General features: G+C 37.2%; 13 protein-coding genes. 10 read left to right on the top strand and 3 right to left on the bottom strand.

All coding sequences use genetic code 11. The features are described 5' to 3' along the window. Nucleotides 1-80: 80 nt before the first annotated feature. From chvE to F7984_RS10125, 5 genes are all read left to right on the top strand, one after another. Entirely contained in the window at nucleotides 81-1160 is a 1080-nt protein-coding gene (gene chvE / locus F7984_RS10145) for a multiple monosaccharide ABC transporter substrate-binding protein (RefSeq protein WP_066103515.1), read from the top strand. 80 nt (nucleotides 1161-1240) lie between these two features. Beyond that, entirely contained in the window at nucleotides 1241-2776 is a 1536-nt protein-coding gene (gene mmsA, locus F7984_RS10140; protein ID WP_066103518.1) for a multiple monosaccharide ABC transporter ATP-binding protein, read from the top strand. Beyond that, nucleotides 2773-3936, top strand: a complete 1164-nt coding sequence (gene mmsB, locus F7984_RS10135) for a multiple monosaccharide ABC transporter permease (RefSeq protein ID WP_066103520.1) — start codon at nucleotides 2773-2775, stop codon at nucleotides 3934-3936. Before mmsA ends, mmsB begins: the two co-directional genes overlap by 4 nt. Before the next feature lie 31 nt (nucleotides 3937-3967). Then, on the top strand, nucleotides 3968-4951 hold the full coding sequence (locus F7984_RS10130; protein WP_140461517.1) for an aldo/keto reductase: 984 nt from the start codon (nucleotides 3968-3970) through the stop codon (nucleotides 4949-4951). Nucleotides 4952-5166: 215 nt separating this feature from the next. After that, a complete protein-coding gene (locus tag F7984_RS10125; protein WP_139891872.1) occupies nucleotides 5167-6207 on the top strand; it encodes an aldose epimerase family protein in 1041 nt (346 codons plus the stop codon). An 82-nt stretch (nucleotides 6208-6289) separates the two neighbouring features. Here F7984_RS10125 and F7984_RS10120 read toward each other — a convergent pair whose 3' ends face one another. Next, nucleotides 6290-6682 carry a DUF1648 domain-containing protein gene (locus tag F7984_RS10120; RefSeq protein ID WP_066103528.1) on the bottom strand — a complete coding sequence of 131 codons (393 nt, stop codon included), beginning with the start codon at nucleotides 6680-6682 and terminating at the stop codon, nucleotides 6290-6292. Between the two features lie 184 nt (nucleotides 6683-6866). After that, nucleotides 6867-7790: an NAD(P)/FAD-dependent oxidoreductase gene (locus F7984_RS10115; RefSeq protein WP_066103529.1), complete on the bottom strand. Its 924-nt coding sequence runs from the start codon at nucleotides 7788-7790 to the stop codon at nucleotides 6867-6869. Between the two features lie 152 nt (nucleotides 7791-7942). Between F7984_RS10115 and F7984_RS10110 the strand changes: the two genes are divergently transcribed. Beyond that, on the top strand, nucleotides 7943-8731 hold the full coding sequence (locus F7984_RS10110) for an SDR family oxidoreductase (RefSeq protein ID WP_066103531.1): 789 nt from the start codon (nucleotides 7943-7945) through the stop codon (nucleotides 8729-8731). Between the two features lie 330 nt (nucleotides 8732-9061). On the opposite strand, the gene F7984_RS10105 is transcribed toward F7984_RS10110, so the two are convergent. Further along, nucleotides 9062-9937 carry a phosphatase PAP2 family protein gene (locus F7984_RS10105; protein WP_066103533.1) on the bottom strand — a complete coding sequence of 292 codons (876 nt, stop codon included), beginning with the start codon at nucleotides 9935-9937 and terminating at the stop codon, nucleotides 9062-9064. Nucleotides 9938-10187: 250 nt separating this feature from the next. On the opposite strand from F7984_RS10105, the gene F7984_RS10100 reads away from it, so the two are divergent. The 4 genes from F7984_RS10100 to F7984_RS10085 all read left to right on the top strand — a co-directional run bounded on the left by F7984_RS10100 (nucleotide 10188) and on the right by F7984_RS10085 (nucleotide 13957). Next, nucleotides 10188-10631 (top strand): hypothetical protein, encoded by a 444-nt coding sequence (locus F7984_RS10100; RefSeq protein WP_225983572.1) that lies wholly within the window; start codon nucleotides 10188-10190, stop codon nucleotides 10629-10631. Next, nucleotides 10619-10909, top strand: a complete 291-nt coding sequence (locus F7984_RS10095; protein ID WP_066103535.1) for a YxcD family protein — start codon at nucleotides 10619-10621, stop codon at nucleotides 10907-10909. Before F7984_RS10100 ends, F7984_RS10095 begins: the two co-directional genes overlap by 13 nt. Before the next feature lie 201 nt (nucleotides 10910-11110). Then, a complete protein-coding gene (locus tag F7984_RS10090; RefSeq protein ID WP_066103537.1) occupies nucleotides 11111-12253 on the top strand; it encodes an acyl-CoA dehydrogenase family protein in 1143 nt (380 codons plus the stop codon). 84 nt (nucleotides 12254-12337) lie between these two features. Continuing rightward, nucleotides 12338-13957 (top strand): long-chain fatty acid--CoA ligase, encoded by a 1620-nt coding sequence (locus F7984_RS10085; protein WP_140461516.1) that lies wholly within the window; start codon nucleotides 12338-12340, stop codon nucleotides 13955-13957. Nucleotides 13958-14086 lie beyond the last annotated feature (129 nt).

Raw genomic sequence — 14086 nt, 5'->3', positions numbered from 1 at the left:
AAGGTTTCTATATTCCAAGCTTTATGGGGCTAGCATAAATTAGAAACCTTTATTTTTATCAAAAGGGAGAGGTTCAAAACATGAGAAAATTTGTTACTGCAATGATGATGTTTGCACTGGTACTTACCTTAGCAGCATGTGGCAGCGATGAAAAATCCAGCGGTGATGAAAAAGGGTTTGTTGGAATCGCTATGCCGACAAAGTCATCAGAGCGTTGGGTATTTGATGGAGAAAATATGGTCGAAGAGTTTGAAAAGCTAGGCTACAAAACAGATCTTCAATATGGCGAAGATGTCATTGAAAATCAAATTGCCCAAATTGAAAATATGATTACTAAAGGAGTAGATATTTTAGTAGTCGCCTCTATTGATGGGGAATCATTGACAGAAGTTCTTCAAAAAGCAGCTGACCAGGATATTAAGGTTATATCCTATGACCGCTTAATTAAAGGGACAGATAATGTGAGTTATTATGCCACATTTGATAACTACAAAGTTGGTGTTTTACAAGGCTCTTATATTGAAGAAAAACTTGGTCTTAAGGACGGCAAAGGACCATTTAATATTGAATTGTTTGGCGGATCTCCAGACGATAACAACGCATACTTTTTCTATGATGGTGCAATGTCTGTTCTAAAACCATACATAGATTCTGGGAAATTGGTTGTTAAAAGTAAACAAACAGATATGAAGCAAATTGCTACTTTACGCTGGGATGGCGCAACAGCGCAAACTCGTATGGACAACTTACTAAGTTCACAATATTCATCTGATCGTGTAGATGCAGTCTTATCGCCAAATGATGCATTAGCTATTGGTATTATTTCTTCTTTAAAAGGGGTTGGTTATGGATCGGATAGCAAACCATTACCGATTATTACCGGACAAGATGCTGATTTGGCATCAGTAAAATCAATCATTGCCGGTGAACAAACCTCTTCCATCTTTAAAGATACGAGAGCATTGGCTAAAAAAGCAGTTGAAATGACAGATGCAGTTCTAAAAGGCAAGGAAGCAGAAGTAAATGACACTGAAACATATGACAATGGAAACAAGGTTGTACCATCTTATCTTTTAGAACCAGTAATAGTAGATAAAGAAAATTATAAAGAAATTTTAGTCGATAGCGGATATTACACAGAAGAAGAGCTAAGCAATTAACAGAATGGATGGCGGATGCTGTTTGATTGTAATGTAAACGGTTAAACAGCATCTAAATTTATACAGTTGAGGTGAATGGCGTGTCATCAATTTTATTAGAAATGAAAAATATCACGAAGACATTCCCTGGGGTAAAAGCTCTTGACCATGTGAATTTAAAAATTAAAGAAGGCGAAATCCACGCCCTTTGCGGAGAAAATGGAGCTGGTAAATCTACTTTAATGAAAGTATTGAGTGGAGTGTACCCACATGGCACTTATTCAGGAGATATCTTATTTAATGGAGAAGTGTGTGAATTTAAAAATATTAAGCAAAGTGAAAATCTAGGCATTGTAATTATCCATCAAGAATTGGCTTTAATCCCTTATCTATCTATCTCTGAAAATATATTTATAGGCAATGAACAAACAAAACATGGAATCATAAATTTTAATGAAACAATTGTAAAAACATTAGACTTACTGAAAATTGTTGGGTTAAATGAATCACCGAATACACCGGTTAATCAACTGGGTGTAGGAAAGCAACAATTAGTTGAAATAGCAAAGGCATTATCCAAGAAAGTGAAATTACTTATATTAGATGAACCAACTGCAGCTTTAAATGAGAATGATAGTGAAAATCTCTTAAATTTAATGCTTGAATTTAAGAAACAAGGAATGACCTCCATAATAATCTCTCATAAATTAAATGAGATTGCAAAGGTGGCCGATTCGATAACCATCCTTCGTGATGGTAAAACTATCGAAACTCTTGATATGAAAAAAGGTGTTACGGAGGACCGAATCATTAAGGGGATGGTAGGACGTGACTTAACGAATCGGTATCCTGAACACACACCAAATATTGGAGAAACCATATTAGAAGTGAAAAACTGGACGGTTCAGGATGAAAACAATTCCGATCGTAACGTGGTTGATGATGTAAGTTTCCAAATAAAAAGCGGTGAAATTATTGGCATAGCCGGATTAATGGGAGCTGGGAGAACCGAGCTGGCGATGAGTTTGTTTGGAAAGGCTTATGGTAAAAAAATCTCAGGCCAAATAATTAAAAAGGGAAAAGAACTGAAGCTGAAAAATATTACACAAGCAATCGATAATGGCATTGCTTACGTAACTGAAGACCGTAAATCATATGGACTTGTATTGGAAGAAGATATTAAAACGAATATCACATTGGCAAATCTGGGTAAAATATCTCAAAAACTAGTTGTAAATGATAATCAGGAAATTATTGAAGCAGAGCAATATCGCAAAAAAATGAATATAAAGAGCCCAAGTATCTTACAAAAAGCAATGAATCTAAGTGGAGGAAATCAACAAAAAGTCGTGTTAAGCAAGTGGATTTTTGCTGAACCGGAAATCTTGATTTTGGATGAACCAACACGTGGGATTGACGTTGGGGCAAAGTATGAAATTTATTCTATTATTAATGAATTGGCCGACAAAGGAATGGGAGTATTGGTCATTTCATCAGAACTGCCTGAGATATTAGGAATATGCGACAGAATTTATGTCATGCGTGAGGGCACATTTACCGCAGAATTTGACCGGAATGAAGCTTCACAAGAAAAAATTATGAAATACATGACCAGAACAGGGGTGGAACAGCTGTGAAAACACTGACTAGTTTATTGAAAAATAATATAAGACAGTATGGAATGGTATTGGCTCTGATCTTTATCATGGTGCTATTTCAAGTATTAACGGATGGCATATTACTAAAACCTCTTAATATTACAAATCTTATTCTGCAAAATAGTTATATTCTTGTTTTAGCAATCGGGATGTTGTTGGTCATTATATTGGGGCATATCGATCTTTCCGTTGGTTCGATTGTAGCCTTTGTTGGAGCTATGTCAGCGATATTTATGATTGAAATGAACATGCCGGTTTGGTTATCTGTCATTCTTTGTCTTATTATAGGAGCTTTAATAGGAGCTTGGCATGGATTTTGGGTTGCATTCCTTAAAATCCCAGCATTTATCGTTACACTCGCAGGGATGCTGATTTTCCGCGGACTTACTATGCTTGTTCTCAATGGGCAATCCATTGCTCCGTTTCCTGAGTCCTTCCGCCAAATGAGTACAGGGTTTATACCGGGGCTGAATAAAACAGGAGAATTAGATTTACTGACTATGATTGTCGGAGTTTTAATATCTCTCGTACTATTATGGAGTGAATTTAGAAAGCGTAAAAAACAACAGTCTTACAATTTTGAAGTACTTCCAATGTGGTTATTTGCTTTAAAACTGGTATTTATAGTAGCAGTAATGAATATATTTGCTTATTTCCTAGCTTCATATGAAGGTATTCCTAATATTTTGGTGATTTTAGTTGTATTAATTGTTGCTTACTCATTCTTTACAAATAAAACAGTCCCTGGTCGACATTTATATGCGCTTGGCGGTAATGAAAAAGCAGCAAAATTATCAGGTATTAAAACAAAATGGCTTACCTTCTGGGTATTTGTAAACATGGGTGTATTATCTGCCTTATCAGGATTATTATTTGCAGCTCGGTTGAATGCAGCAACTCCTAAAGCGGGTAACTCTTTTGAATTGGATGCGATCGCTGCGGTCTTTATTGGCGGGGCATCCGCATATGGCGGTATAGGGACTGTTATAGGCGCTGTCGTTGGTGGTTTGGTAATGGGTGTATTAAACAATGGTATGTCGTTAATTGGCTTAGGCGTGGATTATCAACAGACAATTAAAGGACTGGTATTGTTGCTAGCTGTAGGGTTTGACGTGTATAATAAAAATAAATCATCGTAAGTTTATTTTAACAAAAAGAGGTGTTTGGAAAGTGAATTATCGCAGACTTGGCAATACCGATTTATCTGTAAGTGAGATTAGTTTTGGGACATGGGGAATTGGCGGTGATTGGGGAAAGGCTGATACCCAGGATGCTCTTCTTGGTTTAAATCGCGCTATGGAGAATGGAGTTAACTTCTTTGATACGGCGGATGTATACGGAAGTGGTAGAAGCGAAGAACTGTTAAGGGAAGCGACGAAAGGCAAAGAGGATACGATCCATATTGCTACGAAATTTTGTCGAGCCGGTGATATTCATGATCCAGATACATATTCGGAAGAGGCAATTCGGGCATATTGTGAGGGCAGTCTCAAAAGGCTTGGCCGCGAACGGATTGACGTATATCAAATTCATTGTCCGCCCTTACATATTTTAAAGAATACGGATGTATTTACTGTGCTGGATAAGCTTCAGCAGGAAGGGAAAATTCGCCATTATGGCGTGAGCGTAGAGACTGTTGAAGAAGGTTTATTCTGTCTTACCATTCCAGGTGTCAGAGCATTACAGGTCATTTTCAATATATTCCGGCAAAAACCGCTTGAAGAACTCTTCCCGACAGCTAAAAAACAGGGGGTTGGTATATTAGCCCGCGTACCACTGGCCAGTGGTTTGCTAACAGGAAAATTCAGCACCCAAACAAAATTTGAAGAAAATGATCACCGTAGCTTTAATGCAAATGGAGAAAAATTTAATGTTGGTGAAACATTTGCAGGACTTGAGTTTTCAAAAGGAGTTGAGCTTAGCAATCAGCTTTCCTGGATTGCGGATGGAAGAGGTACCATGGCTAATTCAGCTTTACGATGGATTCTGGACCATGAAGAAATTACATGTGCAATACCTGGTTTTAAAAATGCGCAACAAGTTGACCAAAATTTAAAGGCGATTCAAACTAAATCCTTTTCAAAAGAAGAGTTAGATAGGCTGCAAACGTTTTATATGAATGAAGTACATGATTATATTCGCGGACCTTATTAATGCCAGTTAAACGGGAGATTGAAACGATTAATAGATAATCAATAAAAAAGGAGCAGGTATTAGAGATTTATATATTTTCTAATGCCTGTTTATTTGCACAATTTATATCTTCTGAAATAGACTAATAATAGCGTTTTCAATCACGTTTGTTGTGAAGGAATACATACAAAATATAAAATTAGGTTACACCTCTATATGATAAGGAGAGAAAGTACATGCAAATTGAACAGAAGGTATTTGGTGAAATTGAGAATCAGGAAGTTGTGCAATTTTCAATTACTAATAAATCAGGATTTACCGTTCGTTTTATAAATTATGGTTGTGTGATTACAGATATTATTGCTCCTGACCGTGAGGGAAATATGGAGAATGTCGTATTGGGGTTTGATTGTATGGAAGATTACGAGAATCATTCACCTTATTTTGGAGCGGTTGTCGGCAGAATTGCAGGACGAATCGCAAATAGTCAGTTCACTCTTAACGGGAAGTCCTACCAGATCACTAAAAACGAGGGGGATAACCACCTGCATGGAGGGGTTAAGGGGTTTAGCCATGTTCTTTGGGATTATAAAGTAGTAGAAGAAAAGGATGCTGTTGGGGTTGAATTCAGCTATACAAGTAAAGCAGGAGAAGAAGGATTCCCTGGCAAGGTAGAGGTTACAACGACTTATTTAGTAAATGAAAACAATCAGCTTGATATTCGCTATAAAGCTACCACCGATGAAGATACGATCATCAATTTAACGAATCATACATATTTTAATTTAAGTGGTGACTTGAGCAAAACAATCAAAAATCACGAATTACAGCTCGAAAGCAGTCGATATATTGAGCTTAAGGAAGATTCTATTCCGACTGGTCGATTAATTCCTGTCGAGGGAACACCGTTTGATTTTACGAATAGCAAGCCGATTTCTCAAGGTGTCGATAGTGGCTACAAACAAAATGAGTTAGCAGGCAATGGCTTTGACCATCCGTTCGTTTTGGATTCCAATTTTAATAGAGAAATAGAATTATACGATCCTGAGAGTGGACGTAAATTATTAGTGGAAACGGACCAACCAGCCGTTGTTATTTATACTTGCAATCAATCGGAAGGGGATTATGAAATCAGGGGTGTCCGTCCGCATCATCATATGGCTATATGTTTGGAAACACAGGGATTCCCAGATGCTATTAACCAACCTGATTTCCCTCCGGTCACACTTAAAAAAGATGATGTATATCAAGCGCATACGAGATATATTTTTAAATAAGGCTATGTTTAAAGAGAGTGATGCTTTTAATGGATTAGACGAGGACCTTTAAGATTGGGTCCTCTTTTTGTGTCTCTGCTTATTACAAAACCGATAGGATAATTCTCCAGTTAGCTATGACAAAACAAATTACAATGCCATTTTTAATTGCATTTACGAGAATTCTATTGTATTTTAACTCTTTCGATTTATCGTCATTTCGATACAAAGGTAGGTTAATATTATGCGGATCCTTTTCAATGAAATTGAATACAAACCAAATTAATAATCCGAAGAACGGAAGAGCTAAAATGCTTTTTTTCTCCCCCCAATGTGAAACATGACCGTTCGAATCGAATGTCATAGGAATACTATTGGGTATATCTGACCATCTAATCATTATGTATACAAAAATGATTATAAGTAGGATTAAAGATACTATATTAAAACTAAATTCAAATAATGTTTTTTTGTTTTCGATGGGATGCTTGACCATTTACGCCCTCCTTTTAAAATAGATAACCTAATTTTACCATATAACCAAATAAACGTAATGCAACTATACGAGAATCCTACAAAGTACTGAAAACTTTGGCAACCATTATCTTTAAATAAACAAAAAAAAGAGAGAGCGGGGTTTAATATCCGCTCTCTCTTTCTAAAATAACCAATATACTGGTCTATAACAATCCTTTTCGTTTGTATTCCATTAATCGCTTATTGATCCAAATGGCCGCCTGTGTCGCATCCCCCATGGCAATCGTGGCCTGTTCGGAGTGCGATACAATATCTCCCGCTGCCCATACATTTTTAACATTGGTTTCTTTTGTTCGTGCATCCACTTTAATATGTCTGTTATTCTCTATATGAACACCAATTTGACTGGCCAATTCTGTATGAACTTTATTGCCGCCAAAGCCGATAAAAGCTCGATCAGCTTGCAGGGATTCACCATTTTTTAAATGGACGCCTGTAAAAAAGTCCTCTGATTCTTTTGACACAGATTCTATTTCCTCTTCTAAGTACGTAATATGATGTTGGTTAAGTTTAGATAGAATGTCCGCTGAGACAGGTGTTTTCTCATGATTGATATAGGTTATAACATCCGTCCAATTTAATAAAGATACTGCAAGATTGGCACCTGGATCACCAGCACCCATCACAATAATTTTTTTATCCATCGCTTCGTAGCCATCACAATCTGTGCATATATAAATGGTGCTGCCCAAGCACTCTCTTATATTGGGGATATCAGGTATCCGATCGGTAACGCCTGTAGCCAGTAAAATAGTCTTGGTTTGATACGTTTCGTTATCAGTCGTTATCAAAAATTCATCATCTCTTTTAGATATTTGCTTCACATCAGATTTGATGAATGTAACTCCTGTTTCAGATGCTTGCTGCTGTCCTTTTTTTCGTAATTCTTCACCACTGACGCCTTCAGGCCATCCGATGATATTTCGATAATCCTTACATAAATTAGACCGTCCTGCTTCCTTAGAATCAATAACTAAACAATTAATTTGGCTTCTGCCCATTTGTATTGCCGCCTGAGTGCCGGCAATACCTCCACCTATAACAATACATTCCCAAGAATTTCTCATAGTAGTACCATTGCCTCCTGCTTAACGTCATCCCTTAGTATCAGGATGAAATAAGATATTATACCCTTCTATACCCATTCATACTGTATTTTGACAAACAATTGGTCGAAATGTAAAAATTAGATATCCGAATAAGAATGGAGGTTGAACGATTGGATCTTAAATTAGCAGGAAAAAACGCGTTAGTGGTTGCATCTAGTCAAGGTTTAGGAAAAGCTATTGCGCAAAAGTTAGTGGAAGAGGGCGCAAATGTGATGATAACTGGCAGACATGCAAACAAGTTAGAAAAAGTGGCAAATGAACTAATCCCTTTAAACAAAAAAAGCAGGGTTGTCTATTGTGAAGTTGACATTACAAGGCCTGAACAAATTAAGGACTTGGTAAGGAAAACGGTGCAAGAGTTTGGAACAATTGATATTCTACTCAATAATGCAGGAGGACCGCCGGCAGGGACATTTATGGAATTATCTGATGAGGACTGGCAAAACTCGTTTGAATTGAATTTATTAAGCTATGTTCGAATGATTCGAGAAGTGTATCCTTATATGAAAGATCAGGGTGGAAGGATTCTTAATATGGCTTCTATTTCTGTTAAGGAACCAATTCAGGGATTGCTGTTATCCAATACATTCCGCCTTGGTATTACCGGTTTAACGAAAACATTAGCATCTGAATTTGCTCAGGACCATATCTTAATAAATACGATTGCACCTGGTGTTATATCCACAGGTAGGATAACCTATTTGGATGAAAAAACAGCCGAGCGTCAAGGGTTATCCATAGATGAAGTAAAAGAAAATGCACAAAAGCAAATTCCGCTTGGCCGATACGGAGAACCAGAGGAATTTGCTAACTATGCAGTATTTCTGTTATCAATGCTCAATACGTATGTAACCGGACAAGTATTATTAGTCGATGGTGGAAAAGTGAAGGGAATTTAATTTCTATTAGAGTTTGAAAGAATACCCGTCCATTTGTAAAAGATAGAGATTGAATGAGGAGATTTATTGAAATAAATAATTGTGTATTCGCTTTATATTTTTTTTGAATTTATTCAGCATAGCAAGTGGTTATTCTAATGAATCTCTTTGGAACTTTATATGAAAACCATTAATAATTTTGAACGGCATCGTCAACAACGATGCCGCTTTTATATGGTTCCTTTTTAATAAGATTTAATCTATGATTTTTCTTTTCCTGATAAAGAAGCGGAAATTTTAGGTGTCTCTTCGAATAAGTCTTTAAAGTCCTATTAGGTTGATAATTCAACATTAGTTCGCTTGCTTTTCGGATTTAATCTTTGAAGATACGGTTTTATTTTTGATGAAAAGCAGGTTGGGTGTCATTTTCCCTTCCATTCGCGCAGACTTACTTACCAATATAGAGATCAAATTGGCCATCGTAAAGGCTGTAATAGCAAGAAGTACTCCTGCAGCCATATCTGTCAGCCAGTGTATGCCAAGATAAATAGTGGAGAACATGATTATTCCCACACTGCCAGTCATAAACCATTTAAAAGGCTTATTGTTCGACTTATAGCTTAAGAATAATAAAGTCAGTGAAATCGAGTTATGCAGGCTTGGGAAACAGTTATTCAATCCTGATACATTCCGATATTGAGTCTCAAAGTCCGGATAAACTTCCGGGATTAAAAAGTGTACCTGAGAATGGACATACCATACCTCATTAACAGGTAAAAAAAGATAAAAGGGTATGGCAATAAGATAATTCAGCCCAACGGCATAAATAAATGTATAGAATAATTGCTTGTTTTGTTGGATGAAATAGAGGACAAATGATGTTGAAATCAAAGTGACAAATATAATGATGTAGAAAAAAGTTGTGATTTCTGTTAACCAAATATTATACAATAGGTTTTGGAAATTAGCCAGTAATTGCCCTTCATACTGCTGAATAATATGAGAATAGTCCCCGATATGAATAAAATTGCTCTCTATTTGCAATTCCAGTTTATTGATTAAAAGTATAGTCCCAAGTAATGCAAAATGAATCCATGATTTTTTGTTCTTTCGGCTATCCCATAAAATCTTAAATACGATGAAAGGGTTACGCTTTGATAAGATAATAACTAAAAAAACCGTCATAATCGTGATGGTGATAGCAATCGTAAACATAGATTGATACATATACAGACGTTCCCTTCCTGATTCAATATATTCATAGTGTATATATTATAACGTTTTGAATTGTAGGAATAGTAAAAAGGGTCCAATTTTTACATATTTTATTTGAATTGAATGATAAGCTTACAAATTTTATAAAAATCTATATAAATTTTGAAGAAAAATGAAAAACAATGAAACTTCTTAAAACTTGATTCGTAAATACAAATATGGGAAACTAAGCCTGACTACTAGAATTACAGGAGGAATTACTTTGTTAAAGAAAATGTTAACTGCTTTTATGTTGGTTACCTTTGTATTTGCACCGGTGGCTGAACATGCGTTTGTAGGAACTTCACACGAGGTTAGTGCAAAATCATACCGTTCAGGTAAAAAATCGTTCAATTCAAATAATAACCAATCTAATTTCAACCAAAACAATTCAACAGTTAATAAGCAAAAATCAACAACAAACAGCAATGCCAAAGCAACTAAAACAAATTCATTTAATAAAGGTGGATTCATGAAAAGTATGATGCTTGGCGGTATTGCCGGTTTATTATTCGGCGGTTTGCTAGCTAATATGGGTGCCATGGGATCCGTACTTGGTTTATTATTGAATGTACTTGCAATTTTGCTGATTGTTGCTTTAATCAAAAAAATCTTTACACGTAGTAACCGTCCACGAAAAGAGGTTGACGGAACGTGGAGACAATAAAAATTTCAGAGAATGAGATTATTAATTCACTTTGTGTTTATATCGCAGCTAAAAAGCAAGTCAATCCTGAACAAGTTGAAATTGAATTATTGTATGACGATAAATATGGGTTCTCCGCAGAAGCACATGTTAATGGAAGATCCCAAATTCTAATCACCGCAAACATGATTGAAGCACTGCGTTTTTATATTGAGCATGAGCTGAATATGGATCCATTTGCTGCAGCTATTGAACTTGAATTAGATGACGAGGAAGGCATTATTGCCTACGTTCAATAAAAGTATGAAAAGAGGCTTAGGCCTCTTTTTTTATTATTTAAAATGATTAGCTTATAATCAGTCTATTCATCAATTGACTGGGACTGTTACGTATTTTTAGAAAATTATAAAAATGTTCGTGACTTTATACATATTGGTCGCTAATATAAAAAGCATAAGAAATTATTTAAGCGCTTACATACATATAGGAGGAAATAAAAGATGCATCCTTATTTAAATGAAGAGCATGACATATTTAGAAAATCCTTTAGAAAGTTTCTAAAAAAAGAGGCGTATCCATACTATGACCAGTGGGAGAAAGAGAAACTGATTCCAAGAGAATTTTGGTCCAAGCTTGGTCAAGAGGGATATTTATGCCCGGATTTACCAGAGCAATATGGCGGCTTGGAAACGGATTGGGGTATATCAGTTGTCATTAATGAAGAACTCGAGCGCCTTGGTTCCGGTACAATCGGGATTGGTCTCCATAATGATATTGTTGTGCCGTATATTAACGCCTATGGTACGAAAGAACAAAAGGAGAAATGGCTTCCCAAATGTGTCAGCGGGGAAATCATCACAGCTATTGCCATGACAGAACCAGGTGCAGGCTCTGATCTTGCTTCCTTATCTACATACGCAGAATTAAAAGAGGACCATTATATTTTAAATGGACAGAAGACCTTCATTACGAACGGAATCCACGCAGACCTCATCATTGTAGCTTGTAAAACGGATTTACATGCTATACCCAAGCATAAAGGAATAAGCCTGCTTGTTGTCGAAAGAGATATGGAAGGCTTCTCAAGAGGACGTAAACTAGAAAAAGTGGGTATGCATTGCCAGGATACAGCGGAGCTCCTATTTGAGGATTGTATCGTACCAAAGGGAAATTTGTTGGGAGAAGCAGGGAAAGGCTTTATGTATATGATGGATAAGCTCCAGCAGGAACGGTTAATCGTAGCTATTTCAGCTCAGGTTGCTGCTGAGGATATGCTTCAGATGACGCTCGATTATGTTAAGTCAAGGAAAGCATTCGGAAAATCAATCAGTGATTTTCAAAATACGAAGTTTAAGCTGGCTGAAATCGCATCCGACATAAAAATGGGAAGAGTATTTCTTGATCAATTAATTGCAGATCATATAGCCGGGAAGAATATAGTAGCAGAAGTCTCAATGGCCAAGTGGAAATTAACAGATATGTCTAAACGCATCTCGGTTGAATGCATGCAGCTACACGGTGGATATGGCTACATGGAAGAATACAAGATTGCCAGACGATTCAGGGATACCCCGGTTGCCAGTATTTATGCCGGTACAAATGAAATTATGAAGACGATCATTGCTAAGAACCTTGGACTTTAATGGGGGAAAGTGAATTAGCATTGGACTCAAGGTCAGGTGAGATTTAAGAGTACTATATTCAATTAATAGGAGGAAGGGGTAATAATGATGATGCACGTGCCATTAACTGTACATTCTTTGCTGGAAAGAGCTGAAAAAGTATTTCCGAAGAAAGAAGTGGTATCAAGGACTCATGATAAGGTGCAGCGATTAACGTACAAAGAGATCGGTGAAAGGACAAGAAGGCTGGCGGATGTACTCCAGAAAATGAATGTATCAAGAGGTGATAAAGTCGGTACGCTGGCGTGGAATCACCATCGCCATCTCGAAGCATATTTTGCAGTACCTGGCATTGGAGCTGTTGTCCATACCATTAATATTCGTTTATCCGCAGAACATATTACCTATATTATTAATCATGCAGAAGACAAGGTACTATTGATTGATGAAGATATTGTACCCCTAATAGAAAAAATCGCCCCAGCGCTGACAACCGTCAAGGCCTATATCATTATGACGGATCAGACAGAAATACCCTCAACAAGTCTTAAACCCGCATATTCATATGAAGAACTTCTAGCAGTCGGCAACCCGAAAACTCCATTTATAAATGATTTAGATGAAAATGAAATAGCAGGAATGTGCTATACATCAGCAACAACTGGGAATCCAAAAGGTGTATTGTATTCGCACCGGGGGATTGTGCTGCATAGCTTCGCACTCGGCCTAGCAGATACAACAGCTGTTTCTGAACGTGATGTGGTCATGCCTGTTGTGCCAATGTTTCATGTGAATGCCTGGGGATTGCCATTTGCGGCCACCTGGTTTGGAGCAACTCAGGTTCTGCCTGGACCTCAATTTAATCCTAAATTATTAGCCGAATTTATCCAATCAGAAGGTGTGACAAAAACAGCTGGTGTGCCGACAATTTGGTTAGGTCTCCTGCAGGAGCTTGAAAAAGGTACATATGATACCAGCACATTGGAATTTATTTTATGCGGTGGCTCGGCTGCACCAAAAGGATTGATTAAGCAATTTGAAATTAAATATAAAATACCATTCCTACATGCTTATGGAATGACAGAAACGGCACCATTGGCAACTGTATCACGTCTGAAAAGCTATCAGTTAGACTTACCGGAAGAAGAGCTGCTCGATATTAGAGCTAAGCAAGGCTTGCTTGTACCAGGCCTGGAAATGAAAGTGGTCGGCTCTGAAGGAGAAGTGAACTGGAACGGATTGGATATGGGTGAGCTGATGTTACGGGGCAACTGGATTGCAGATGAATATTATCGTGATGAACGGACTGCTGAGGCATTTAAAGACGGATGGCTGTTGACTGGAGATATAGCAACTGTAGATGAAGAGGGCACAATCAAGCTGGTCGATCGAACAAAGGATTTAATTAAGAGCGGCGGTGAATGGATTTCATCTGTTGATCTGGAAAACGCCTTAATGGCTCATGAGGCGATATTTGAAGCAAGTGTCGTAGCCATACCGCATCCCGAATGGCAGGAAAGACCGGTCGGGTGTGTAGTTCTTAAGCCTGAATTTGATGGAAAGGTTACCGAAGAAGAGATTCAAAGCTTCCTTAAGCCGCAATTTGCAAAATGGTGGATTCCAGATGAAATCATCTTTATGGATGAAATCCCGAAAACCTCCGTTGGTAAATTTCTAAAGGCTAAATTGAGAGAAATGATTCAAGAGAGAGTATCTAATAACTAATAGTGGATAGGTAGGGGAGAAGTCTAAACCATCAAGGATATGGTTTAGGCTTTTTTATTGCGGTTGCTTTATAAATCTAAGGATGAATCGGTAAATGCTGGTATGATTTGTTCTCTCCTGTAAAGAATA

The organism is Pradoshia sp. D12, from assembly GCF_008935075.1.
Lineage (GTDB): Bacteria > Bacillota > Bacilli > Bacillales > Pradoshiaceae > Pradoshia.
The sequence above is the reverse complement of the archived record's forward strand: the minus strand, read 5'-3'. Positions and strand labels throughout refer to the sequence as shown.